The organism is Enterobacter cloacae complex sp. AR_0002, assembly GCF_001922365.1.
Taxonomy (GTDB): domain Bacteria; phylum Pseudomonadota; class Gammaproteobacteria; order Enterobacterales; family Enterobacteriaceae; genus Enterobacter; species Enterobacter hormaechei_C.
In genome coordinates this window covers 1,349,239-1,374,304 of the sequence record NZ_CP018814.1, presented here as the reverse complement: position 1 = coordinate 1,374,304, position 25,066 = coordinate 1,349,239, and the positions used below count along the sequence as shown (strand labels likewise).

22 protein-coding genes and 1 pseudogene are annotated in these 25,066 nt (G+C 56.7%); 12 read left to right on the top strand and 11 right to left on the bottom strand.

What is annotated here, in order from left to right; genetic code table 11:
• Genes AM329_RS06720 through AM329_RS06700 form a run of 5 tightly spaced genes read left to right on the top strand, consistent with a single transcriptional unit; the run spans nucleotide 1 to nucleotide 3,473 of the window.
• Nucleotides 1–723, top strand: a complete 723-nt coding sequence (locus AM329_RS06720; protein ID WP_032609137.1) for a DUF1365 domain-containing protein — start codon at nucleotides 1–3, stop codon at nucleotides 721–723.
• Nucleotides 720–1,940 carry a cyclopropane-fatty-acyl-phospholipid synthase family protein gene (locus tag AM329_RS06715; RefSeq protein ID WP_003857310.1) on the top strand — a complete coding sequence of 407 codons (1,221 nt, stop codon included), beginning with the start codon at nucleotides 720–722 and terminating at the stop codon, nucleotides 1,938–1,940. Before AM329_RS06720 ends, AM329_RS06715 begins: the two co-directional genes overlap by 4 nt.
• The gene (locus AM329_RS06710) at nucleotides 1,937–2,422 is read left to right on the top strand and encodes a DUF2878 domain-containing protein (protein ID WP_003857308.1); all 486 of its coding nucleotides are present in this window, start codon (nucleotides 1,937–1,939) and stop codon (nucleotides 2,420–2,422) included. Before AM329_RS06715 ends, AM329_RS06710 begins: the two co-directional genes overlap by 4 nt.
• Nucleotides 2,419–2,943, top strand: a complete 525-nt coding sequence (locus AM329_RS06705) for a hypothetical protein (protein WP_032609139.1) — start codon at nucleotides 2,419–2,421, stop codon at nucleotides 2,941–2,943. Before AM329_RS06710 ends, AM329_RS06705 begins: the two co-directional genes overlap by 4 nt.
• The gene (locus AM329_RS06700; protein ID WP_032609140.1) at nucleotides 2,940–3,473 is read left to right on the top strand and encodes a DUF3833 domain-containing protein; all 534 of its coding nucleotides are present in this window, start codon (nucleotides 2,940–2,942) and stop codon (nucleotides 3,471–3,473) included. Before AM329_RS06705 ends, AM329_RS06700 begins: the two co-directional genes overlap by 4 nt.
• Here AM329_RS06700 and AM329_RS06695 read toward each other — a convergent pair.
• Together AM329_RS06695 and AM329_RS06690 are read right to left on the bottom strand one after the other, a co-directional pair.
• Nucleotides 3,470–3,928 carry a DMT family transporter gene (locus AM329_RS06695; RefSeq protein WP_003857305.1) on the bottom strand — a complete coding sequence of 153 codons (459 nt, stop codon included), beginning with the start codon at nucleotides 3,926–3,928 and terminating at the stop codon, nucleotides 3,470–3,472. The two genes, AM329_RS06700 and AM329_RS06695, sit on opposite strands and share 4 nt — an antisense overlap.
• 4 nt (nucleotides 3,929–3,932) lie before the next feature.
• The gene (locus AM329_RS06690) at nucleotides 3,933–4,367 is read right to left on the bottom strand and encodes a DMT family transporter (protein ID WP_003857304.1); all 435 of its coding nucleotides are present in this window, start codon (nucleotides 4,365–4,367) and stop codon (nucleotides 3,933–3,935) included.
• 98 nt (nucleotides 4,368–4,465) lie between these two features.
• On the opposite strand from AM329_RS06690, the gene AM329_RS06685 reads away from it, so the two are divergent.
• Nucleotides 4,466–5,398, top strand: a complete 933-nt coding sequence (locus AM329_RS06685) for a LysR family transcriptional regulator (protein ID WP_023303693.1) — start codon at nucleotides 4,466–4,468, stop codon at nucleotides 5,396–5,398.
• A gap of 3 nt (nucleotides 5,399–5,401) precedes the next feature.
• Here the strand turns inward: AM329_RS06685 and AM329_RS06680 are convergent, their stop codons facing one another.
• Together AM329_RS06680 and AM329_RS06675 are read right to left on the bottom strand one after the other, a co-directional pair.
• Nucleotides 5,402–6,430 carry a methionine synthase gene (locus tag AM329_RS06680; protein ID WP_003857302.1) on the bottom strand — a complete coding sequence of 343 codons (1,029 nt, stop codon included), beginning with the start codon at nucleotides 6,428–6,430 and terminating at the stop codon, nucleotides 5,402–5,404.
• Nucleotides 6,427–7,431: a DUF1852 domain-containing protein gene (locus AM329_RS06675; RefSeq protein WP_032610219.1), complete on the bottom strand. Its 1,005-nt coding sequence runs from the start codon at nucleotides 7,429–7,431 to the stop codon at nucleotides 6,427–6,429. Before AM329_RS06675 ends, AM329_RS06680 begins: the two co-directional genes overlap by 4 nt.
• A gap of 168 nt (nucleotides 7,432–7,599) precedes the next feature.
• Between AM329_RS06675 and AM329_RS06670 the strand changes: the two genes are divergently transcribed.
• On the top strand, nucleotides 7,600–8,139 hold the full coding sequence (locus AM329_RS06670) for a DUF2058 domain-containing protein (RefSeq protein WP_003857300.1): 540 nt from the start codon (nucleotides 7,600–7,602) through the stop codon (nucleotides 8,137–8,139).
• Nucleotides 8,140–8,146: 7 nt separating this feature from the next.
• On the opposite strand, the gene AM329_RS06665 is transcribed toward AM329_RS06670, so the two are convergent.
• A complete protein-coding gene (locus AM329_RS06665; protein WP_023324611.1) occupies nucleotides 8,147–8,833 on the bottom strand; it encodes an RluA family pseudouridine synthase in 687 nt (228 codons plus the stop codon).
• Nucleotides 8,834–8,923: 90 nt separating this feature from the next.
• The gene (azoR, locus tag AM329_RS06660; protein WP_023324612.1) at nucleotides 8,924–9,529 is read right to left on the bottom strand and encodes an FMN-dependent NADH-azoreductase; all 606 of its coding nucleotides are present in this window, start codon (nucleotides 9,527–9,529) and stop codon (nucleotides 8,924–8,926) included.
• 203 nt (nucleotides 9,530–9,732) lie between these two features.
• Here azoR and hrpA point away from each other — a divergent pair, with 203 nt between their 5' ends.
• Complete coding sequence (hrpA, locus tag AM329_RS06655; protein WP_032609144.1) at nucleotides 9,733–13,635, top strand: ATP-dependent RNA helicase HrpA; 3,903 nt, start codon at nucleotides 9,733–9,735, stop codon at nucleotides 13,633–13,635.
• A gap of 84 nt (nucleotides 13,636–13,719) precedes the next feature.
• On the opposite strand, the gene AM329_RS06650 is transcribed toward hrpA, so the two are convergent.
• The 3 genes from AM329_RS06650 to AM329_RS06640 are packed head-to-tail and all read right to left on the bottom strand — an operon-like array spanning nucleotide 13,720 to nucleotide 17,853.
• Nucleotides 13,720–15,099: an efflux transporter outer membrane subunit gene (locus tag AM329_RS06650; protein ID WP_023324614.1), complete on the bottom strand. Its 1,380-nt coding sequence runs from the start codon at nucleotides 15,097–15,099 to the stop codon at nucleotides 13,720–13,722.
• Entirely contained in the window at nucleotides 15,096–16,178 is a 1,083-nt protein-coding gene (locus AM329_RS06645; protein ID WP_003857294.1) for an HlyD family secretion protein, read from the bottom strand. The genes AM329_RS06650 and AM329_RS06645 overlap by 4 nt, the downstream gene beginning before the upstream one ends.
• A 22-nt stretch (nucleotides 16,179–16,200) precedes the next feature.
• Nucleotides 16,201–17,853, bottom strand: a complete 1,653-nt coding sequence (locus AM329_RS06640) for an MFS transporter (RefSeq protein ID WP_003857293.1) — start codon at nucleotides 17,851–17,853, stop codon at nucleotides 16,201–16,203.
• 214 nt (nucleotides 17,854–18,067) lie between these two features.
• Between AM329_RS06640 and AM329_RS06635 the strand changes: the two genes are divergently transcribed.
• The 3 genes from AM329_RS06635 (at nucleotide 18,068) to cybB (ending at nucleotide 21,119) form a co-directional block, all read left to right on the top strand.
• Entirely contained in the window at nucleotides 18,068–18,862 is a 795-nt protein-coding gene (locus AM329_RS06635) for a YdcF family protein (RefSeq protein ID WP_057979989.1), read from the top strand.
• A gap of 199 nt (nucleotides 18,863–19,061) precedes the next feature.
• A complete protein-coding gene (gene aldA / locus AM329_RS06630) occupies nucleotides 19,062–20,501 on the top strand; it encodes an aldehyde dehydrogenase (RefSeq protein ID WP_032609145.1) in 1,440 nt (479 codons plus the stop codon).
• 87 nt (nucleotides 20,502–20,588) lie between these two features.
• The gene (gene cybB / locus AM329_RS06625; RefSeq protein ID WP_003857288.1) at nucleotides 20,589–21,119 is read left to right on the top strand and encodes a cytochrome b561; all 531 of its coding nucleotides are present in this window, start codon (nucleotides 20,589–20,591) and stop codon (nucleotides 21,117–21,119) included.
• Between the two features lie 40 nt (nucleotides 21,120–21,159).
• Here cybB and AM329_RS06620 read toward each other — a convergent pair whose 3' ends face one another.
• Together AM329_RS06620 and AM329_RS06615 are read right to left on the bottom strand one after the other, a co-directional pair.
• Nucleotides 21,160–22,227 carry an oxidoreductase gene (locus tag AM329_RS06620; RefSeq protein WP_032609147.1) on the bottom strand — a complete coding sequence of 356 codons (1,068 nt, stop codon included), beginning with the start codon at nucleotides 22,225–22,227 and terminating at the stop codon, nucleotides 21,160–21,162.
• 13 nt (nucleotides 22,228–22,240) lie between these two features.
• On the bottom strand, nucleotides 22,241–22,984 hold the full coding sequence (locus AM329_RS06615; protein ID WP_022651161.1) for a DeoR/GlpR family DNA-binding transcription regulator: 744 nt from the start codon (nucleotides 22,982–22,984) through the stop codon (nucleotides 22,241–22,243).
• Between the two features lie 733 nt (nucleotides 22,985–23,717).
• On the opposite strand from AM329_RS06615, the pseudogene AM329_RS06610 reads away from it, so the two are divergent.
• Nucleotides 23,718–25,054: pseudogene (locus AM329_RS06610) on the top strand (TolC family outer membrane protein).
• Nucleotides 25,055–25,066 lie beyond the last annotated feature (12 nt).

Below are 25,066 nucleotides of genomic sequence, written 5' to 3'. Positions count from 1 at the left end.
ATGAACAGCTGCCTTTACCACGGTACATTGCGCCATCGTCGGCTTGCGCCGAAAGCGCACCATTTTACCTATAGCGTGTTTATGGCGTGGCTCGATCTCGATGAGCTGGACGCGCTGCCCTCTGTCGGCGTGCGTCGTAACCGCGTTGCGCCCGCGGCATTTTATGATGCGGACTACCCGCTGGGCACGCCGCTCAAAGAGCGCGTCCTTGAGCGTCTGGAAAAGCTGACCGGCGAGCGTCCGGCGGGGCGGGTCATGCTTCTGACTCAGCTGCGCTATTTCGGTTTTCATTTCAACCCGGTCAATTTTTACTACTGCTATGACGGCGAAGACACTCTGCGCTGGGTTCTCGCCGAAGTGCGTAACACGCCGTGGAATGAACGACATTACTACGCGGTAGCGGGGCGGGACGCCCCGCCGACGCAGAAAGCGTTTCACGTCTCGCCCTTTAATCCGATGGATATGGTTTACCACTGGCGCTTCAACAGCCCGGACAGCACGCTGCGCATGCATATCGAAAACCATCAGGAGACGAAGGTGTTTGATGCCACCCTGACGCTGCGCCGGGCGCCGCTGACGCGCGCAGCGCTGCGTTCGCTGCTGGCGCGGATCCCGTTGATGACCCTCAAAACCGTTTTCGCCATTTACTGGCAGGCGCTCAGGCTGTGGCTGAAGCGCGTGCCGCTGCATAACCATCCCCTCAGCAGGAGTGAACGCTCATGACCGATCCCGTCTTTGCGCTTGAACCCGATATCCCGCGCAACGTCCGCGTCGCGCGATGGTTGCTCTTCCGCCTGCTGAACGGTCTGCGCGGTGGCTCGCTGACGCTGCGTGAAGGCGCGCAGACGTTCCAGTTCGGCGACGCCTCCGCCGCGCTTCATGCTGAGGTGCAGGTACTTGCTCCGGGCGTCTACTGGCGCATTTTAACCGGGGGCAGCCTCGCCGCGGCACAAGCGTGGATGGATGGCGACTGGGAGACGCCCCACCTGACGCCGCTGCTGGAGCTGATTGCACGTAATAGCCAAATCCTCGGGCAACTGGAAAAAGGGTTTCGCCTGCTCGGGAAACCGGTGGAGCGGCTACGGCACTGGATGCGGCGCAACTCCCGCGCTCAGGCGCGTGAAAATATTGCCGCCCATTACGATCTGGGCAACGCCTTCTACGCCCATTTCCTTGATGAAGACCTGCTGTACTCCAGCGCGCTGTTTAACGGGGACGAGCAGGATTTGAACGCGGCTCAGCAGGCGAAAATGGCCAGGCTGTGCGACCAGCTGGCGCTCACGGCAAACGATCATCTGCTGGAGATTGGCACCGGCTGGGGGGCGATGGCGGAGTACGCCGCCCGTCACTACGGCTGTCGGGTGACCACCACCACGCTGTCGCAGGAGCAGTACCACTGGGCCACCGCGCGGATCGCCCGGGCAGGGTTGCAGGATCGCGTTGAGGTGCTGCTTTGCGACTACCGCGATCTGACCGGGGTTTACGACAAACTGGTCTCGGTTGAGATGATCGAAGCCGTCGGCCAACGCTACCTGCCAACGTTTTTCCGTACCTGTCAGGCGCGTCTGCGTCCAGGTGGGCGGATGGCGATTCAGGCCATCACCATTCAGGATCAGCGCTATCGCGACTACAGCAAAAGCGTCGATTTTATTCAGCGCTACATCTTCCCCGGCGGCTTTTTGCCCAGCATCACCGCCATGAATGAACTGATGACCCGCCATACCGATTTTGTGGTGCGTAACCTCTTCGATATGGGGCCGGACTACGCCCGCACGTTGGCGCACTGGCGTCAGCGTTTCGTTCACGCCTGGCAGGAGATTGAAAAGCTCGGGTTTGATGACCGTTTCCGGCGGATGTGGCTGTACTACCTCGGCTACTGTGAAGCCGGGTTTAATGCCCGCACCATCAGCGTGGTGCAGTTGACTGCGGAACGCGTATGAAGCGCTACGGGCAGGTATTTCTGTTGGCCATCGGTTTTGATCTCTACTGGACGCTGGTGGTGCTGTTTCGCGAGCAGGGGCTGGTCATCTGGATCGCGCTGGCGGTGCTTGCCTGGCTGTTATTACCGCCATCACACCGGGTATACGCCCTTGTGCTGGCGGCGTCGGGTGCGTTGCTGGACGCCCTCTGGGCGCTGACGGGGCTGATTGCGTTCACGGGCGCGTCCCTGATGCCGCTATGGATGGTGGCGCTGTGGCTAATGTTTGCCACCGTCTGGACGCACCTGACCCGCACGACCACCTTGCCAGGATGGTTGCTAACGGTGCTGGCGACTCTGGGCGGACCGGTAGCCTACCTGATCGGCGAGCATCTTGGGGCCATTACGTTTCAGGAGCCGACCTTTATCGTCGTCAGCTGGATGTTCCCCGGCTGGCTGGTGCTAATGCTGTTTTTCCACCTGTTGATGGGGAGACAACAATGAGAAATCTGGTACTGATGCTCGCGTTATCCGTCTTCACCTATACCGTGCAGGCGGCAGACTGGCTGAGCTGGCGCAAGGTGGGTGACGCCACCCTCACCTGGGGGCCGTTTACCGTCTATACCTCTCAGCTTCTGACGCCCGACGGCAGCTATACAGGATTAGACGGCGATAATGCGCTGATTATCACCTATGCCCGGGACATCGATGGTGACGACCTGGTCGAGGCGACCCGTGACCAATGGCAGGCGCAGGGCATTTTGCAGCAGGAGCCGCAGAGTGAAGCCTGGCTGCGGATGCTAAAAGCGCTCTGGCCCGACGTCACGCCCGGCACGCAGCTCGCGTTTGTGGTTAATAACGGCCAGGGACAATTCTGGTATCGCCCCACGGCGTCGCAGAAAAAATTTACGCCACTCGGGCCACGCCAGACGGCAGCGTTTAGCTCACGCTTTCTGGCGATATGGCTCGATCCCCGCACCGAATATCCTGAACTGCGTCAGCAGTTAACTGGAGGAGCACAATGAAACGTTTCCTGCTAGTGGCGCTTGCCCTGACGATGCTGGTGGCCGGATGTAGCACCGAGGTGACAGAGTATCGTCAGCAGCAGCCACGGCTTGATATTTTTACTTACTTCCAGGGGAAAACCGAGGCGTGGGGGATGGTGCAGGATCGCAGCGGTAAGCAGATCCGCCGTTTTCAAGTCGAGATCGCCGGGGATGTTATCGGCGATACGCTGACCCTGAACGAGCATTTTGTCTACGATGACGGCGAAAAGCAGCAGCGCGTCTGGCATATCCGCCGCGTTGGGCAGAATCGCTATGAAGGCACGGCGGGTGACATAGAAGGTGTCGCGACAGGCCAGGCGGCGGGCAATGCCCTTAACTGGCGCTACAGCATGAACGTGAAGGCGGACGGCAAAACCTGGCTGCTGCACTTTGATGACTGGATGTATTTGCAGGACAGCACCCGTCTGTTCAATAAAACGGAGATGAAGAAATTTGGCGTCACCGTCGCCACGGTGACGCTGTTCTTTACCCGCAAAGAGGGCGGTTAATCCTCTTCGGGCTGAGGTTTACTGCTTGAGTAGATGAAGAAGAGCGCAATACTCAGGCAGACGACGGCCCCGAAACGGCTCACTGAAAACGGAATGGCTTCATTGTTCAGCCAGCCAAAGTTATCAATTAGCATGCTCATGGCCAGCTGGCCCAGGATAACCGCTACTGTGGCAACAGCGGTCCCGATGCGCTGCACCGCGAGCACCATAATCACGATATAGGGCACGCCGCAGAGGGCGCCCAGAAGCTGCCATTTGGGTACATCCATCAGGCTGACCGCCTGTTTCGGCTCAAAAAAGAAGATCAGCAGGGCGGTCACCAGCGCGCCGACGGAAAACGTCAGAAACGCGCTTTTGAATACCCCCACGCTGCTGCCTAATTGCCCGTTAATGGCAGCCTGAATGCTCAGCGTTGCGCCGCCAATCACCGCCAGAATAATCATAATCACTGTCATAACGTTACCCCTGCGCCACGAGAATGAGCGCGGCGATGATAAATCCCAGCGCAATAATGCGTTTTGTATCGATCCTGCGGTGCGGCGTACCCAGCAGGCCATAGTGGTCAATAATCAGGCTTTTAAAAACCTGGCCTGCCAGAATGCCGATCATCGTCATGGCAATGCCGATCGCAGGCGTGGCAATGGTGAGAATGATGACATAAACCGGGCCGAGCACGCCGCCTAACAGGTGCCATGAAGGCTGCGCAAAAAATGAGGGACTGTTGCGGGGGCTGAAAAACAGCATCAGCAGAAACGTCAGCCCCGTTCCCACGCTGAATATGCTGAACGCCGCCCACAGGTCGCCCACCTCTGCGCCCAGCGGCCCCAGCAGCCCGGCTTCCACGGACAGCCCCATGCCACCGGCGATCACCAGTAAAATTAAAATAATGTGCATAACGCTTTTTCTCCTTTTTCCAGGCGGAGAAGATTACGTCTGAACATCATTGAGAAAAATGCCATAATGCAGAAAACACCTGTGCAGGAAATGCATTAATGATGGATGCCGGACATATCAGCATTCGCGCGCTGCTGATCTTCATCGACGTTTATGAAACGCAGAATTTCTCCGTGGTGGCGAGGCGGGAAGGGATTTCTGCGTCGCAGGTCTCACGCGTGATCCACCAGCTTGAGGACGCCCTCGGGCAACAGCTTTTCTACCGCAACACGCGGGCAATTATGCCCACAGAGAGCGGGCATCTTTTTGTGCGCTATGCCAGGGCGATGGCCGGGAATATGGAGGACGCGCGACGCGAGCTGGATGAACGCGCCCGCGAGCCGTCGGGCACGCTGCGTATCAATGGCCCGGTCTTTTTCGGACAGAGGCACATCGCGCCGGGCCTGCCGGGGCTTCTGGCGCGTTACCCGCGCCTCTCCATTGAACTGACCCTCACCGACGATTTTATCGATCCGCACCGTGACGCCGCGGACGTTATCTTCCGCATCGGCGCGCTGACGGACTCCTCGTTTCACGCCCGGGTGTTCGGGCAGCAGTTCTACCATCTGGCGGCCTCGCCGGACTATCTGCAAAAACATGGCGCGCCCGAGGGGCCGGACGATCTCAGCCGTCACCACTGTCTGGTTTACCGCGGCTCGTCCGGGCCTAACCGCTGGCTGATCCGACAGCCGGGCGAGGCGTGGGTTCACTATCCCATCGTACCGCTGATGACTTCCAATAACGCGGAAACGCTCCTGATTGCGGCGCTGGGCGGTATGGGCGTTGTGCTTTTCCCGGACTGGATGGTGAGCGAACGACTCAAAAGCGGTGAGCTGGTGGCACTGCTGCCGGAAATGGAGTGTTCAATTAATACGGAGCCATTGACGATTGCGGCGATTTACCCGAACGCGCGTCATCCGCCCCTGAACGTCAGGGCGGTGATTGATTACTATATTGAGCGATTCGGTACGCCGCTGTACTGGCAAACCTGAAGGTTAGCGGGCAAGCTCGCGACGGATAATGTCAGCCCCGGCGCTTAACGCCTTCAGCTTACCGTTGGCGACCTGGCGGGAAAGGGGAGCCATACCGCAGTTGGTGGACGGATAGAGCTTATCTGCATCAACAAACTGCAACGCCTTGCGCAGCGTATCGGCGACCTCTTCAGGCGTTTCGATGGTCTGGGTGGCGACGTCAATTGCCCCGACCATCACTTTTTTACCACGGATAAGCTCCAGCAGATCCATCGGCACGCGCGAGTTGTGGCACTCCAGCGAGATAATATCGATCTTTGAGGTCTGCAACTTAGGAAACGCCTCTTCATACTGGCGCCACTCGGAGCCGAGCGTCTTTTTCCAGTCCGTATTGGCTTTGATGCCGTACCCGTAACAGATATGTACCGCGGTTTCGCATTTCAGTCCTTCAATGGCGCGCTCCAGCGCGGCAATGCCCCAGTCATTCACCTCGTCGAAAAAGACGTTAAAGGCAGGTTCATCGAACTGAATAATGTCGACACCGGCCGCCTCCAGCTCGCGGGCTTCCTGATTAAGGATTTTTGCGAACTCCCAGGCCAGCTTTTCACGGCTTTTATAGTGAGCATCGTATAGCGTGTCGATCATGGTCATCGGGCCGGGCAGCGCCCACTTGATCGGCTTGTCCGTCAGCTGGCGCAGGTATTTCGCGTCGTCAACAAACACCGGTTTCTGACGCGCCACCGCGTCTACCACGGTCGGCACGCTCGCATCGTAACGGTTACGGATGCGTACCGTCTGACGGTTCTCAAAATCCACGCCGCTGAGATGTTCAATAAAGGTGGTGACGAAATGCTGGCGAGTTTGTTCCCCGTCGCTGACGATATCAATCCCGGCGCGAATCTGTTCATCCAGAGACAAACGTAGCGCATCCTGTTTCCCTGCAAGTAATTCCTCGTCCTGGAGTTTCCACGGCGACCAGAGCGTTTCCGGCTGCGCAAGCCAGGTGGGTTTCGGCAGGCTGCCAGCCGTCGATGTCGGGAGCAATGTTTTCATGAGAAGAACCTTTTATCCGTATTAAATGAAAGCGTGAAGTGATGAGACCACTGCTCAAGAAGGGTTTTGTAGGGTTTGATAAACCGCTCTTCGGTATATTTCCCCTGTTCAATGGCCAGCCGGCTGCGCTCTTCACGGTCATAGACGATTTTTGTTAATGAGTGATCCTGCTGATTCAGGTCGGGCTGATAGCACTGTCCCGCAGCGGAATTGGCATTGTAAATTTCCGGTCGATAGATCTTCTGGAACGTCTCCATGGTGCTGATGGTGCCGATCAGCTCCAGATTGGTGTAATCACGCAGTAAATCGCCGGTGAAGAAGAAGGCGAAAGGCGCGACGCTGTTTTCCGGCATGAAATAGCGAACCTTCAGGCCCATCTTCGCGAAGTACTGTTCCGTTAGCGACTCGCCGTCCGGCTGGTACTCATACCCCAGCACCGGGTGGTGGTTACCGGTACGACGATAGGTGTCTTTGCTGGAGACGCTCAGGCAGATCACCGGCGCTTTTTTGAAGTTCGCCTGATATTCCGCAGAATGAACAAAGCTTTTAAAGATATTGCCGTGCAGCTCGCCAAAATTCTCGGGGAGGGTAAAACGGGGTTGATCTTTATTATGCTCCAGCAGCAGGACGCTGAAATCATAGTCACGAACATACGATGAGAAGTTATTTCCGACGATGCCTTCGATGCGCTCGTGGGTTTTTTTATCCACGATTGTCGTTTGCAGAATTTCGATGGCCGGGAAAGTAAAATCGCCGCCGATATTCATATCGACTGAAATAATCTCCAGCTCGACGGCATAGCGGTCAGCTTTCGGGTTATCCCAGCTCGCCAGCGCGTTAAAGCGGTTGTTGATCATCACCAGCGTGTTGCGCAGGTTCTCCTGACGCTTCTCGCCACGCGCCAGGTTGGCGAAGTTGGTGGTGGTACGCGTGTTTTCTGACGGGTTATAATTTTCATCAAAGCAACTGCGCTTAAGGGTAAATGTGAAAGCCTGACTCATTTGGTTATGCATCCTAAGTTCATGTTGCCGGAACGTTATCAATGCATAATTTATGCCTGAGCCCCTGGCGCAGGGGAAGTGACTTAATTTCACTGCAACATGAGGGTTCTTCATGAACTGCGCGATTCAGGTATAATCCCCCGACATTTCCAACCGGTTTAAACGAACATGACAAAACTCACCCTACAAGAGCAGATGCTGAAAGCGGGCTTAGTCAGCAGTAAAAAGATGGCGAAGGTCCAGCGCACGGCGAAAAAATCCCGCGTCCAGGCTCGCGAGGCGAGAGAGGCTGTTGAAGAGAACAAGAAAGCCCAGCTGGAGCGTGATAAGCAGCTGAGCGAACAGCAAAAACAGGCGGTGCTGGCAAAAGAGTTCAGGGCGCAGGTGAAGCAGCTGATTGAGATGAACCGCATCACCGTGGCGAAGGGCAACATTACCTTTAACTTTACCGACGGCAACCTGATCAAAAAAATCGAGGTCGATAAGCAGACGCAAACCCAGCTGATCAACGGCCGTCTGGCGATTGCCCGACTGGTGATTAATGCGAAGGGCGACTGTGATTACGCGATTATCCCGGCGGTGGTGGCGGATAAAATTGCCCAGCGCGATGCGGACAGCATTGTGCTTAACAGCGCGCTGAGTCAGGAAGAGCAGGACGAAGACGATCCGTACGCAGACTTTAAAATCCCTGACGATTTAATGTGGTAATCCCCGCTCAGAATGGCGCGGCGTGACGGGCGTTTATCGTCTCGCCGCTCAGCGGATGAATAAAATTCAGAACGCTGGCATGCAGCATTAGCCGGGGCGTTTCTTCCGCGCCCGGCCATTCCAGACCACCATACAGATCGCACCCCAGAATAGGGTGGCCTAACTGCTGGCAGTGAATGCGCAGCTGGTGGGTGCGACCGGTCTCCGGGGTAAGCTCTACCCGCGTCAATGGCATTGTCGTATCCTGATAAATACGTTCCATCACCCGATAGCGAGAGCGAGCGGGCTTACCGGTGCGGGCACAGATCGTCATCAGCGGAAACAGTGCCGGATCTTTGGCAATCGGGGCATCCACGGTCCCTTCGTCCTGTTCCACATGTCCGCACAACAGGGCGGTGTAAACCTTGCTCACGGCGCGCTGGCTGAACTGGTGACAAAGCGCGGCGTTAATCGCCTTGTTACGCGCAATGACCATCAGGCCCGAGGTGCCAAAATCAAGGCGATGCACCAGCGTGCAGCCGGGAAAGGTTTGCACCAGACGATGGTGAACGGAATCACGGTTTTGCGGATTTTTTCCCGAGAGGCTAAGCAGGCCGGAAGGTTTGTTGATCAGCAGCAGATGCTCGTCCTGCCAGAGGATCTCAATGTCGTCGTGACAGGGTGGTGCAATAAACGTATCGATTATGACAGACATCAGGCCGCCCGGCTGGAGAGTGGGTGCGGATGATAACGAAATATGCAGGAAAAGAAAAACCCTCCCACCGGGCGGTGAGAGGGGGAGATCTTAGGCAGCGACCAGGCTGTCGATAGCGGCTTTCGCGTCGGACTGAGCTTTGGTAGCCACTTCCGGGCCGTAAGCGATACCTTCAGCGAACACAAAGTTCACGTCGGTAATGCCGATGAAGCCGAGGAACAGCGTCATGTACGGCGCCACCAGGTCGGTTGGGGTATCTTTGTGAATACCGCCGCGGCTGGTCAGGACGATAGCGCGTTTACCTTTTACCAGACCTTCCGGGCCGTTCTCGGTGTAACGGAAGGTTACGCCAGCGCGCGCCACCAGGTCGAAGTAGTTCTTCAGCTGGGTAGGAATGTTGAAGTTGTACATTGGGGCGTTGATCACGATAACGTCGTGCGCCTGCAACTCAGCAATCAGCTCGTCGGAGAGCGCCAGGGCTTCCTGCTGACGCGGGGTAAGAGGCGCATCGCTCGGACGCAGCGCGCCAACCAGCTCGCCGTCCAGCACAGGAATTGGGTTTGCCGCCAGGTCACGCACGGTGATTTCATCCGCGCTGTGCTGTTCACGCCACTGTTCAACGAAATAGTCAGACAGCTGACCAGACTGTGAATACCCTGCCAGAATACTGGATTTCAACACTAATACTTTGCTCATGGGAAATTCCTGTTTTGTATTTGATTGAGGGGGTTGCCCCGTTGCTTGTTGACACTTTATTCACAATCCTGCCACAGGGATAGCGCAATATATCGAAGCCTATGTTCGAATTTTTTGAATAAGGCGAGAAAAGCGCTGATGTGGTACTCTATAGCAATCATTAAAAAGAGATTTTATCCGGCAGTGCACTGCCCGTTAACGCTATGACAGAACACCAAAAATTGACCTTCTCCATGCTGATGCAAAAGCTTGATTCACTGATGCTGCGCGATAAACAGCGGTTTGCGCGCCGTCTGCATGGCGTTAAGAAGGTTAAAAATCCTGATGCACAACAGGCCATTTACCAGGAAATGGCCAAAGAGATTGAACAGGCGGCAGGGAAAGTTGTGCTGCGTGAAGCCGCACGTCCGGAGATTACCTATCCGGAAAACCTGCCCGTCAGCCAGAAGAAACAGGACATTCTTGAGGCCGTACGCGACCACCAGGTGGTGATCGTCGCGGGGGAAACCGGTTCAGGTAAAACCACCCAGCTGCCGAAAATCTGCATGGAGCTGGGCCGCGGGTTGAAAGGGCTGATCGGTCACACCCAGCCGCGTCGTCTGGCGGCGCGCACCGTGGCGAACCGTATTGCGGAAGAGCTGCAAACGGAGCCGGGCGGCTGCATCGGCTACAAGGTGCGATTCAGCGACCACGTCAGCGATAACACCATGGTTAAGCTGATGACCGACGGTATCCTGCTGGCGGAAATCCAGCAGGATCGTCTGCTGATGCAGTACGACACCATCATCATCGATGAAGCGCACGAGCGCAGCCTGAACATCGACTTCCTGCTCGGCTACCTGAAAGAGCTGCTGCCCCGGCGTCCGGATCTGAAAATCATCATCACCTCTGCGACCATTGACCCGGAGCGTTTCTCAAAACATTTCAACAATGCGCCGATTATTGAAGTCTCAGGCCGAACCTACCCGGTTGAAGTGCGCTATCGCCCGATTGTGGAAGAGGCGGACGATACCGAGCGCGACCAGCTTCAGGCCATCTTCGATGCCGTCGACGAGCTGGGCAACGAGAGTTCTGGCGACATTCTGATCTTCATGAGCGGCGAGCGCGAGATCCGCGATACCGCCGATGCGCTCAGCAAACGCGATCTGCGCCATACCGAGATCCTGCCGCTGTACGCGCGCCTGTCCAACAGTGAGCAGAACCGCGTGTTCCAGCCGCACAGCGGACGCCGCATCGTGCTGGCGACCAACGTGGCCGAAACCTCGCTCACCGTGCCGGGCATTAAATACGTGATCGACCCGGGTACGGCGCGCATCAGCCGCTACAGCTACCGAACCAAAGTTCAGCGCCTGCCGATTGAGCCGGTTTCCCAGGCGTCGGCTAATCAGCGTAAGGGCCGCTGCGGCCGCGTGTCGGAAGGGATCTGTATTCGTCTTTATTCGGAAGACGATTTCCTGTCGCGCCCGGAGTTTACCGATCCGGAAATTCTGCGGACCAACCTGGCATCCGTTATCCTGCAAATGACCGCGCTGGGGCTGGGCGATATCGCCGCCTTCCCGTTTGTGGAAGCGCCGGATAAACGCAATATTCAGGACGGGGTGCGCCTGCTGGAAGAGCTGGGGGCCATCACCACCGACGAGCAGGCGACGGCCTACAAGCTAACGCCATTGGGCCGCCAGCTTAGCCAGTTGCCGGTCGACCCGCGTCTGGCGCGCATGGTGCTGGAGGCGCAAAAACACGGCTGCGTGCGCGAGGCGATGATCATCACCTCGGCGCTCTCCATTCAGGATCCGCGCGAGCGCCCAATGGACAAGCAGCAGGCGTCGGATGAAAAACACCGTCGCTTCCACGATAAAGAGTCTGATTTTCTGGCCTTTGTGAATCTGTGGAACTACCTGGGCGAGCAGCAAAAAACGCTCTCTTCAAATCAGTTCCGCCGTCAGTGCCGGGTGGATTTCCTCAACTACCTGCGCGTGCGCGAGTGGCAGGATATCTACACCCAACTGCGCCAGGTGGTAAAAGAGCTGGGCATTCCGGTCAACAGTGAACCGGCGGAGTACCGCGAAATTCATATCGCCTTGCTGACCGGCCTGCTGTCCCATATCGGGATGAAGGATGCGGATAAACAGGAATTTACCGGCGCACGCAACGCGCGTTTCTCCATCTTCCCGGGCTCCGGGTTGTTTAAAAAGCCGCCGAAGTGGACCATGGTCGCCGAGCTGGTGGAAACCAGCCGTCTGTGGGGGCGTATCGCCGCGCGTATCGATCCGGAGTGGGTTGAACCGGTGGCGCAGCACCTGCTGAAACGCTCATACAGCGAGCCGCACTGGGAGCGCGGGCAGGGCGCGGTGATGGCGACGGAAAAAGTCACCGTCTATGGCCTGCCGGTGGTCGCTGCGCGTAAGGTTAACTACAGCCAGATCGATCCGGCGCTGAGTCGCGAGCTGTTTATCCGCCATGCGCTGGTGGAGGGCGACTGGCAGACGCGTCATGCGTTCTTCCGCGAAAACCTGAAGCTGCGCGCCGAGGTGGAAGAGCTTGAGCACAAGTCCCGCCGCCGCGACATTCTGGTGGACGACGAGACGCTGTTTGAGTTTTACGACCAGCGCATCAGCCACGATGTGATCTCGGCGCGCCATTTCGACAGCTGGTGGAAGAAAGCCAGCAAAGAGACCCCGGACCTGCTCAACTTCGAAAAGAGCATGCTGATCAAAGAGGGCGCGGAGTCGGTCAGCAAGCTCGACTACCCGAACTTCTGGCATCAGGGCAACCTCAAGCTGCGTCTGACCTATCAGTTTGAGCCAAGGGCCGACGCGGACGGCGTGACCGTTCATATTCCGCTGCCGCTGTTAAACCAGGTCGACGAGAGCGGGTTTGAGTGGCAAATTCCCGGCCTGCGCCGCGAGCTTGTCATTGCATTAATCAAATCCCTGCCTAAACCGGTGCGGCGTAACTTTGTGCCGGCGCCGAACTACGCCGAAGCGTTTTTGGGCCGCGTCACGCCGCTGGAGCTGCCGCTGCTGGACGCGCTGGAGCGTGAGTTCCGACGCATGACCGGGACCACCATCGACCGCGACGACTGGAACTGGGATCAGGTGCCCGATCACCTGAAAATCACCTTCCGCGTGGTGGACGATAAAAACAAAAAGCTGCTGGAAGGCCGCTCGCTTTCGGAACTGAAGGACGCCCTGAAGGGCAAAGTGCAGGAAACCCTGTCTGCCGTGGCGGACGACGGTATCGAGCAGAGCGGGCTGCACATCTGGAGCTTTGGTCAGCTTCCGGAAAGCTATGAGCAGAAGCGCGGGAACTATAAGGTCAAAGCCTGGCCCGCGCTGGTTGATGAGCGCGACAGCGTGGCGATTAAGCTCTTTGACAATCCGCAGGAACAACAGCAGATGATGTGGCGCGGGCTGCGTCGACTGCTTCTGCTTAACATCCCGTCGCCGATTAAGTATCTGCACGAGAAGCTGCCGAACAAAGCCAAGCTGGGGCTCTACTTTAACCCGTACGGTAAGGTGCTGGATCTGATCGACGACTGCATCTCCTGCGGTGTGGATAAGCTGATCCACGAGGCGGGCGGTCCGGTCTGGACGGAAGAGGGCTTTGCTCAGCTTCATGAAAAGGTGCGCGCGGAGCTGAACGACACCGTGGTGGAGATTGCCAAACAGGTCGAGCAGATCCTTACCGCCGTGTTCAATATCAACAAGCGCCTGAAGGGTCGGGTGGATATGACCATGGCCCTGGGGCTGTCGGACGTGAAGGCGCAGATGGCGGGGCTGGTGTATCGCGGCTTTGTCACCGGCAACGGCTTTAAGCGTCTGGGCGATACGCTGCGTTATTTGCAGGCGATTGAGAAGCGTCTGGAGAAAATGGCGGTCGATCCGCATCGCGATCGCGCGCAGATGCTGAAAGTCGAAAACGTGCAGCAGGCGTGGCAGCAGTGGCTCAACAAACTGCCGCCAGCGCGTCGCGATGACGACGACGTGCGGGAGATCCGCTGGATGATCGAGGAGCTGCGCGTCAGCTTCTTTGCCCAGCAGCTCGGTACGCCGTATCCGATTTCGGATAAGCGTATCTTGCAGGCGATGGAGCAGATCTCCGGCTAAAACCGTTGCCCGGTGGCGCTGCGCTTACCGGGCCTACGGGAGAGCATGTGGGCCGGGTAAGGCGCAGCGCCACCCGGCATGTTTTCACGCACTGCTCCAACCGCCGCCCAGCGCTTTATACAAATCAATTTGCGCCAGCAACAGGTTGTTTTTCACCTGTACCACGCTGGTCTGCACCGAGAACAGCGTGCGCTGCGCATCGAGCACATCCAGATAAGAAGAGTACCCGTTGCGGTAGCGGTTTTGCGCAATCCGCAGCGTCTCCTGCGCGACCGCCTGCTGTGCCAGCAGCTCGGTAAGCTGTTCCTGATAGCGGGTGATGGCATCAAGGCTGTCATTCACCTCAGCAAACGCGTTACGCACGGTTTTTTCGTAGCTATACAGAGCCTGATTCCGCTGGGACTGGGAGATATCCACCTGCGCATTCAGCGCCTGACGGTTCAGCAGCGGCGCAAGAATACTGCCGCCCACGCTCCAGAGCTGTAGGGGGTTATCCAGCAATCCCGACAGCGTGCGATCCTGCACCGATCCCGTGGCCGTGAGGTTGATCGACGGCAGCAGGCTGGCGCGCGATGCCGCCAGCGTCGCGTCTGCCGCAATCAGCTGACGTTCCGCCTGAACGATATCCGGGCGCCGGTTGAGTAGTGTCGACGGCAGCTGGGAGGGCAGTTTCAGCGGCGTCAGGGCATCAAAGCTTTCACCGCGCGCAACGTCACCCGGGTTGCTGCCCAGCAGCAGGCTAAGCGCATTTTCCTGCTGTGCAATCTGGTGCTGAAGCAGTGGAACCTGGGCGCGGGTGGCGCGCAGCTCAGAATCCGATTGCATCAGCTCAAGGCGAGAGCTGTATCCCGTCTCAAATTGTCGTTTGGCGAGATTGAACGCCTCTTCACGCGACTTCAGCGTGGATTGGGTAACGCGAAGCTGTTCATCCAGCGACAGCAGGGTGACATACCCGGAGGCCACCGATGATGCGACGGTAAGATCAGCCGCCGCTGCCGCCGCCTTTTGTGCCTCCAGCGATGCTTCAGCGGCACGGGAGGTGCTACGGTTTACGCCCCAGATATCCACGTCGTAGCTGGCGGTCAGGCTGCCTTTGTACAACGTACCGTATACCGGAAGCCCCGTGGCGGCGGACTGCGAGCGCGCGCGCGTCCCGGTCACGCCCGCGTCAAGCGACGGGAACAGACTGCCGTCGGCGGCGAACACCCGGGCCTGGTACTCGTTAATCCGCTCGCGTGCAATCAGCACGTCGCTGTTGTTCTTCAGCGCCTGATCCACATAGCGGTTCAGATTGCTGTCGTGAAAATTTCGCCACCAGAGCTGCTCTGTCGGGCTGGCTGGCCCCGACGTCGCGCGCCATTGGGCCGGTATGTGCAGGGACGATTTGGCGGGCTCAACGTCAACCGACTGGCATCCCGCCAGGATAGCCATCATCAGCAGGCCGGCTATCGGGCGAAGCGTCATTGTTTCGCCTCCCGCGTGTCGATGGTCACCTGCACCGACATGCCAGGGCGCAGCAGCCGGTACGCCTCCGGCTCACCGAGTACTTCAATGCGTACCGGGATGCGCTGGGCGATTTTAACAAAGTTGCCCGTGGCGTTATCCGGGGTGATAGCGCTGAACTCGACGCCTGTGGCCGGGGATATGCTCTCCACGCGGCCCTGATAGGCTTTATCGTTTAAGGCATCGACGGTGAATTTCACCGGCTGTCCGACGCGTAAATTCGCCAGCTGCGTCTCTTTGATATTGGCGATCACCCAGTGCTGCGGCGGGACCAGCGTGGTAAGGTGCGTCCCGGCGGCGACGTACGCCCCCAGACGCACTGCAATCTGCCCGAGCTGACCATCACGCGGCGCGACAATCCGGGTGTTTTGCAGATCGATCTGCGCCAGCTCCAGCGCGGCTTTCGCATTCTCAACGTCGGCCTCCAGCGAACCGCGATTGACGATAACCGTTTGTAAATCCTGACGCGACATCTCAAGCGTTGCTTTCGCCTGGTCGATATCGGCGCTCCCCTGGGCGGCACTGGCCAGTGCCGAATCGCGCTCGCGAATGGAAAGGGAGCCGTCCGCGGTCAGCTCTTTCACGCGTTTCAAATCCGCCTGGGTTTTCAGACTTTGGGCACGGGCGTTTTTCAGCGCCGCCTCGTTTTTGGCAATCACCGCTTCCGCGCTTCTGCGCTGTTGCAGGTTGTTATTAAGAGCTGCAATTTTCATTGCCAGCTGCGCCTCGGCCTGATGGACGCGCTGGCGATAGATACGGTCATCTATCTGCAACAGCAGTTCGCCTTTTTTAACCTGCGCGAAATCCTGAACATGGACCTCGGTAATGTAGCCGTTTACCTGAGGACTGATGAACGTAGTCTGGCCGCGCACGTAGGCGTTATCGGTAAACTGGGCATGACGCGTGAACGGGGGCAGCTGCCAGGCATAAAGGATCACCAGTACCCCGACAATGCCGATAGCCGCGGCGGTGAAAATGGACACGACGCGCACGTTTTTACGGGTGTTGGCCTGCTCTTTGGCGGCATCCTGCTGACTCATAACCTCTCCTGAAAAATAGTCATTACTTGTTGCCAGTGGCGTTCTTAAGGGCCATACGGGCGGTGATGCGCAGGCGCAGCAAGCGCCATAAAATCCAGACCAGCGTGGCAGTGGCAATGCTCGCCGTCAGGAGATAAGTATCGTTGTAAGCCAGAATGTTTGCCTCAAGCGCCGTCACCGTCTGGAGCTGGGTAATGGCCTGGGTTCCCAGCAGGGAACTGTCGCCAATCAGGCTTTTGTACATCTGGGTGTAAAGCTGAATACGTTCGTTCACCAGCGGGTTAAGGGTGGTGAGCTGGTCAGCCAGCAGGCTGGAATGGTACTTCTCGCGCCAGGTCTGGAAGGTGCCGAGGATCGCGGAACCCAGCAGGCCCCCAAGGTTCTGACTCATGCCAAACATCACGGAAAAGCTGACCAGGTTGCGCGGGTCGGCGATCACCCCGCCAATGGCGGCCAGCATCGCAGGCGCGAGGAAGAAAGCGCTGCCGAAGCCCAGCAGGAACTGGCTGAAAATAAGCTGATCCGGCCGGGTCAGGTTGTTGGACTGGCTGTCCAGCAGCGAGGCGACGATCATCAGCACCAGCGAGGTGATTATCGGCCAGGCCAGTTTAGTGGGCTTAATCGTCAGACAGCTGGTGACGATACCGCAGACGATCCCGGCGAAAATAGCCCACGCCAGATGGGTCATCTGTTCATTCTGTAGGCCCACATATTGCAGCCAGCCGATGACGCCCGTGTTCTGTTCCGCCAGTACGATGCGGATCAGCAGCATAATCAGCCCCAGGCGTACGATGCTGCCGCTGGACAGCCAACGGGTATTAAGCAGCGGGTTGCTGCGGTTATGTTCAAACACGATCGCAGAGACAATCAGCACCAGCGAGAGGGCCAGCGCCCAGCCGATCCACGGCGCTTCAAACCACCAGTCCAGACGCCCTAACGACAGAACCGCGCACAGCAGCGCCATGCCGGGCGCAAGCAAAAAAAAGGTAATGAAATCTTTCTTCTCGAAGACTTTGCGCCGATCGCCCGGCGGCAGCTTTAGCACCATCACGCAGGCCAGGGAGATCAGGGCCAGACCCAGCTCGAAGAAGTACAGCCCGCGCCACTCATCAAGCTGTAACAGCTCGGTGGAGAACAGCCGCGCCAGCGGGATCGCCAGCGACGACCCGGTAATGCCAATGGTCAGCGCCTTCAGTCGATGCTTTGCGGGCCAGGCCTGGATCTGGTAATAAATGCCGAGCGAGCTGAGCGCGGCGGCGACCATCCCGTGTGCCGCCCTTACCATCAGCGCCGAGCTAAGATCGTTCACAAACAGGTGGAAAAAGGTGACCAGCACATACAGCACCAGGAAGCCTTCCGTAAAGGCGCGCAAACCGTACTGCTGGCGAAACTTTACCAGCAGCAGGTTGATGGACACGTTGGTCATGACATAGACGGCAGGCAACCAGGCGATTTCAGTCGACCAGGCGCCAAAAGTGCCTTGCAGATTTTGCAGATTAGCGGTGACGACCGCGTTACCCAGCGCCCCGGTCAGACATACCAGCAGGCCGACCACGCCATAGGCGATCCGTTTTGGGGTTGGATGTTCCGGGGTGGAAGGGGAACCCAGCAGGGCGGGTTTCTCGTGTGGCTGCCACTCGCGAGGAGCATAAGGGTCGCGTTGGGGCAGGCGCATAACGTGGTTTACCTTTCAAAATGTTGAATTGTGAGCGGGCTAATGATTCTAAGGCTGACGCAAATCATAATTCAAGTGAATACGATTTTCTCAAGTTAATCAAATGTGAGTGCTTTTTGAGAACGTTCCAGCCCGTTTTTTCAGCATTCATGCCATAGCATGACGCGCAGAAAGGGGGATAATCGATGACTCTGTATGCTGTAAGGAGGTTACGATGACAATGGCACTTTTCCCCTGTCTGCCTGGCACAACACTCGACGCCGTGAATACCGTTGGGGCGTGGCTTGCTCAGGACGACTATCAGGACAATCAGTCCGTTGATCTGGTGATTCTGGCGGGTAATGCGGTGATCCCCGCGATTGATGCTGCCTGTAAAAACGCGGCTGAACAGGGTGTTCCTCTGATCATCAGCGGCGGGATCGGTCACTCGACGACCTTCCTCTACGCCGCGATTGCGAAACACCCCCGCTATAACAGGATACCCACCACCGGGCGGGCTGAGGCAGCTATTCTGGCCGACATCGCCCGTGAATTCTGGAACATTCCGGCTGAGCATCTTCACGTTGAGGATCAGTCGACCAACTGTGGTGAAAACGCCCGCTTCAGCCGGGCGTTGATGAAACAATCCGGACTGAACGCCGCCCGGGTGCTGGTGGTGCAGGACCCGACGATGCAGCGGCGCACAATGGCTACGTTTGCCCGCGTATGCCGCGACGAGGCCGCAGCGCCCGCATGGGTGAGTCATCCCGGCCTGACGCCCGTGCTGCAAAACAGCGACGACGGTCTGGTGTTTAGCGGCCCGGCCGAGGGGTTATGGCCGGTAGAACGTTACCTGTCGCTGGTGCTGGGTGAATTTCCGCGACTCAGGGACGACATCAACGGCTACGGTCCGGCGGGACGTGATTTCATTGCCCATGTCGATATCCCTGCCGACGTGGACGCCGCGTGGCAGATCCTGCGAAACGACGTCATTCTCACCGACGCGCTGGTGAGCCGTTCTCTGTTGTAATGCTCTTGCCCGTTTGCGCCATCTTTCACGCAAACGGGCAGCCTTTGTTGCCGATTTGTGATTTTGGAAACGGGCTGACCCGTATCTTTTATGAGATATCTCACAAAAACAGATTCATAGAGTAGGCAATTGCCCCGGTAATTATAGTTTTTAACAATAAGTTTACTTGTTAAAAACAGTGTGATTACAGGAGCAGGTTATGACAGTACCCGTACAACATCCTATGTATATTGATGGACAGTTTGTTGCCTGGCAGGGTGATGCATGGATTGACGTGATCAATCCGGCCACGGAAGAGGTCATTTCCCGTATTCCCGACGGCACCGCCGAGGACGCCCGCAAAGCCATTGACGCGGCAGAGCACGCGCAGGCTGGCTGGGAGGCGCTGCCAGCCATTGAACGCGCCAGCTGGCTACGCAAAATTTCCGCCGGGATCCGCGAGCGCGTCAGTGAAATCAGCGCGTTGATTGTGGCCGAAGGCGGCAAGATCCAGCAGCTGGCGGAAGTGGAAGTGAACTTTACCGCTGACTACATCGACTATATGGCCGAGTGGGCGCGCCGGTATGAAGGGGAAATCATTCAGAGCGACCGTCCGGGCGAGAATATTCTGGTGTTTAAGCGTGCCCTTGGCGTCACCACCGGCATTCTGCCGTGGAACTTTCCCTTCTTCCTGATTGCCCGTAAGCTTGCTCCCGCGCTGATCACCGGCAACACCATCGTTATCAAACCGAGCGAATTTACCCCAAACAACGCCATTGCGTTTGCCAAAATCGTCGATGAGATTGGCCTGCCGAAAGGCGTCTTTAACCTGGTGCTGGGCCGGGGTGAAACCGTCGGACAGGAGCTGGCCGGGAATCCGAAAGTGGCGATGGTCAGCATGACCGGCAGCGTCGGGGCAGGTGAAAAGATCATGGCTGCGGCTGCGAAAAACATCACCAAAGTGGGGCTGGAACTGGGCGGTAAAGCCCCGGCCATCGTGATGGACGATGCCGATCTTGAGCTGGCCGTGAAGGCCATTGTGGATTCACGCGTCATCAATACCGGGCAGGTGTGTAACTGCGCGGAACGTGTCTATGTCCAGAAGGGGATCTACGACCGCTTTGTGAATCGTCTGGGCGAGGCAATGAAAGCCGTCCAGTTTGGCAATCCGGCTGAGCGAACGGATATTGCCATGGGGCCGCTGATCAACGCCGCCGCGCTGGAGCGCGTGGAGCAGAAGGTGGCGCGCGCGGTGCAGGAGGGGGCCAAAGTGGTCCTTGGCGGTAAAGCGGCAGAAGGTAAAGGGTATTTTTATCCCCCAACGCTGCTGCTGGACGTGCGTCAGGATATGGCCATCATGCACGAAGAGACCTTTGGCCCGGTGCTGCCGGTGGTGGCTTTCGACACCCTGGAAGAGGCCCTGAACATGGCCAACGACAGCGACTACGGTTTAACCTCGTCTGTTTATACGCAGGACCTGAACGTCGCCATGAAAGCCATTAAGGGGCTTAAGTTCGGCGAGACCTACATTAACCGTGAAAACTTTGAAGCGATGCAGGGCTTCCATGCGGGCTGGCGGAAATCCGGTATCGGCGGGGCAGATGGTAAACACGGTCTGAATGAGTATTTGCAGACGCAGGTGGTCTATTTACAGTCGTAATCAGGAGCCCCCTCCATGCGAGGGGGTTCACATTTTCAGGAAAGGTGGTTATGTTGGCGCGATAATGGTTATTTATCGGGAAACAACATGCGCACAAAATATACGGGTCTGCAAATCAGCATTCACTGGCTGGTTTTTCTGTTAGTTATTATGGCCTATTGCGCCATGGAGTTCAGGGGATGGTTCCCGCGAAGCGATCGTCCGCTCATTAATATGATCCACGTTTCCTGCGGGATCAGCATCCTGGTGCTGATGGTGGCGCGCCTGCTTATCCGCCTCAAATTCCCGGCTCCGCCTATTCAACCGAAACCAAAAGCGATGATCACCGGGCTGTCCCATCTGGGGCATCTGGTTATCTACCTGCTGTTCATTGCGCTGCCGCTGATCGGCATGGTGATGATGTATAACCGGGGAAATGACTGGTTTGCGTTTGGCCTGACGATGCCGCATGCGGCGGAGGGGAATTTTGACCTGGTGGATACGCTAAAAGCGTGGCACGTGACGCTGGCGAATCTGGGATATTTCGTGATTGGTTTGCACGCCTTTGCCGCGCTGATGCATCACTATTTCTGGAAAGACAACACGCTGCTGCGGATGATGCCAAAAAAGCGTCAGTAACCGATAATGCCCTGCGAACCCGCAGGGCATTTTTTGCGGCTTATTGCAGTTGCGCGCGCTCCTGCGCCGTTAAGTCCAGTTCCTGAGTTGTACCCGTTTCTGAAGATTTTACCGCCGCTTCCAGCACCGCCATCACCGCCAGGGCTTCCACCGGCGGGACCGGGTTGTCAATCTTGCCGTTCAGGGCATCGCGCACGTTTATATAGTACTGCCGCTGGTCGCCTTTTGGCGCAGGGATAGCGCTGGCTTCACCCTGGGCATTAAGCAGCACCATAGCGTCGCTGTCTTCACCCCAGCGTTCACTACCCGGAATGACGCCTGCCAGCAGCTGGGCTTCCTGCTGATCGATGCGCGCTTTCACCACGCTAGCCTTGTCACCGTGAATGGTAAAGCGGGATACGCCGCCCGCCACCAGCATGCTGCAATGGAGGACCACTTTGTGTTCCGGATAATTCAGCACCACGTGCGCCCAGTCGTTAATCTCCGCGCCGTCACGCAGGGTGGCGATGTTGCCCTGTACCGACTGCGGCAGACCAAAAAGCTGTAGCGTCTGGTCAATCATGTGCGGGCCTAAGTCGAACCACAGGCCGCTGCCGGGAACGTTTTGCTCTCTCCAGCGCACGCGAACCTCCGGGCGGAAACGATCGATATGCGACTCAAAATGTTTCACCTTGCCGATGCTGCCTTGCGCAATCACCTGCTTAATGCCGAGAAAATCGCTGTCCCAGCGGCGGTTATGGAAGACAGAAAGCAGCAACTGTTTTTCTTCAGCCAGCGCAATCAGATCCCGCGCTTCCTGCATATCCAGCGTGAACGGCTTATCTACTACCACATGCTTGCCGGCATTGAGCGCCAGGATGGCCAGCGGCGCATGGGTCGCGTTAGGGGAGGCGATAACCACCAGATCGATATCCGGGTGCTGAATGGCCTCTTCCGGCGTGGCGACAACGAGCACGTCCGGCAGATCGCGTTTCACTTTCTCTTCATCCCGGGATGAGATCACCGCCAGCTTCAGGCCGTCAACGGACTGGATCAGCGGGGCATGGAACGTCTTACCCACAAAACCATACCCGATCAGCGCAATATTCATTGTCTTCACTTTATTCATGACCTTCTCCACGTTAATGTGCGCAAACGGTAACCTGCACGGCGCTATGGTCCCCGAGCTCTGCCCAGGGACGATCTAAAAACAGTTGATGAATCTCGGATAACCCTGACACCAGATACGGTTCGCACTGGTTGAGTTTTAGATGGTCGGCGACTACCCAGTGCGCCTGGCTTGCGGCCAGCATGGCACGCTTCACTTCGGCATCCGCCTCCTGACTGGCGCTCAATCCGAGTTCGGCATGGATGGCGCATGCGCCAAGGATGGCAATATCCGCCCGGTAGCGAGAGAGCAGTGAAAGGGTGGCGCTTCCGGCAAACAGGCGCTGTTTCTGATCCCACTTTCCACCGAGCAGGATCAGGTCGATACCTTCCCGATCGCTCACCTGTTGGGCGATATCAAGAGAAGGGGTGATGATGGTCAGCGGCCCATGAAGGAAAGAGGCAACGGCCAGCAGTGTGCTTCCGGCATCCAGAAACAGCGTCGAGCCCGCAGGCACGCATTGCGCAACCTGTTTACCCAGCCGCTGCTTGATTTCAGGCAGCAAGGTATTCCTGCTAACCCGGTTCATCGTCGAGAGATTCAGCGCGATGGCGCCACCATGGTTTTTTTGTGCCAGTCCCTGTTTTTCCAGGTCGGTCAGATCGCGACGGATAGTGTCCGCTGAAACCTGCAATCGATCTGCCAGCTCGGTAATGCTGGCCTGGCCTTGTTCAGTAATGATATCAAGCACATATTTCTGTCTGGCGGTTTTATGCATGGGCGCAGTATCCTGCAAAATGTCGCAATACTTCGCATTTTACAGCATTTTGCAGAAAAGGGAATCGGGACAGGCGCGGGATGTTATCCAAAAACAGTTTAATGGTGTGATTATTGATATCGCATTAATCAGTCATCAAAAACATGTATGTATCTTTTAGGTATGTTGTTATCGCTATGTTTTACTTATAAATTTGGCTTAAGCTGCCACATTCCAGCGCCTAATTGATATTTATAACTAATTTGTAATTATAAATTAGTGCATATATCTAACAATCTGTGTTTATAAAGTAAAATAATCCAGTTTTATTCGGTGGATTACTTAAGTTGACATTTCTTTGAAAATCTTTGTGTCTGATTCGGGGTGAAATTAACGCAAAAATGTACACCGGGGTATTTTAGAATTTTCTTTATATTACAGGGGGTTTATTTGTTTCATCTGAAAGGTCTTTTATAACGTTTTGTCCAGAAACCCCATCTTTTTTCTTATTTGTAACAACACATTAACATTGCGGGTGTGGTTGCTTATATCACATTTTGTTATGCTGCGAATCAATAAATATTTAAGTAAATTCTTAAAAGAAAAAAAGGATTGAACGGCTCTCGTCTCAATTGAAATGGGTTAGGGGAACTCTTGCCCGGAATTAATGGAGAAGGGGCAATGGATTACTGGCGAATTATTTGTACCTCTTCCTGGGTATTTATTTGGCTATCACCTGGAGTCGGGGGATATTATGAAGATGAAATGCAATAACAGGTTACTCAGATTATCTGCCTCCCTGACCTTAATTTCGTTGGTGGTGACTGCGGCTAATGCAAATAACGGCCAGGCGGGGATATCTCCCGTTGCGGCAATGACGATGAAAGAAAGTATTCTTTTCGCTCTCGATCGCGACCCCTCGGTGAGTCAGCAGGCGGCACAGCTGGGGATCGGCCAGGCACAAATAGACGAAGCGCGCAGTGGCTGGATGCCACAAATAGCCCTGAACGGGAGTACAGGTCACAGCCAGACCACCGATTCAAGCGGCTCGTTGCGAAATTCCGCAGCCTGGGGCCTGAGTCTGACGCAGCTGGTGTACGATTTTGGCAAGACCAACAACAGCATCAGCCAGTCTTCAGCTCAGCGTGACAGCTATCGCTACCAGCTGATGAGCACGATGTCTGCCGTCGCGGAAAAAACAGCCCTCAGCTATGTGGAAGTGAAACGCTACAGCGATCTGTTGCAGGCGGCAAAAGAGAACGTGCAGGCGCTTAAAAACGTTGAGCAGCTGGCAAAACTCCGCGCCGACGCTGGCGTAAGCTCCACCTCTGATGAGCTTCAGACCCGCACCCGTATTGCCGGGATGCAGGCGACGGTAGAGCAGTACAATGCGTCCCTGAACAGCGCCCGCGCGCGGCTGGCGGTATTAACTGGCATACAGGCTGAACGCTATTCACCGGTTCCGGGAGGTCTGGCCGTGGAGCCGGATTCTCTCAATCGGATTGATTATTACTGATCCCAACGGTGATGGCCGCGCAGAACATGGAGCGTTCAGCCCAGTACGGCGTAGAAACCGCGAAGTCTCAGCACTGGCCGACCTTAAGCCTGAAAGGGGGCCGCACCCGCTATGAGTCGGATAATCGCGCGTACTGGGATGATCAGATCCAGCTCAATATTGACGCACCGCTTTATCAGGGCGGCGCGGTCTCGGCGCGCGTCCGTCAGGCCGAGGGCGCAAGGGCAATGGCATCGTCTCAGGTCGATCAGGCCCGTTTTGATGTCCTGCAAAAAGCCTCCGTCGCACAGGCCGACTGGACCGGGGCGCGTGGACGAATGGAAGCCGGGAAACGTCAGCTGGAAAATGCGTTGCGCGCCCGCGATGTCTACAAAAATGAATATACCCTGAGCAAGCGCAGCATTAACGATCTGCTCAGCGTGGAGCAGGATGTCTGGTCTGCCACCTCCGCGAAAATAATGGCTGAATACGATGGCTGGAGTGCGGCGATTAATTACGCCTCTGCGGTGGATAATCTCATGCCGCTTATCGGAATAGAGAAAAACGCTGCCGCGAAATTACCTGATTTAAGTTAAAAAAGGCGCGCC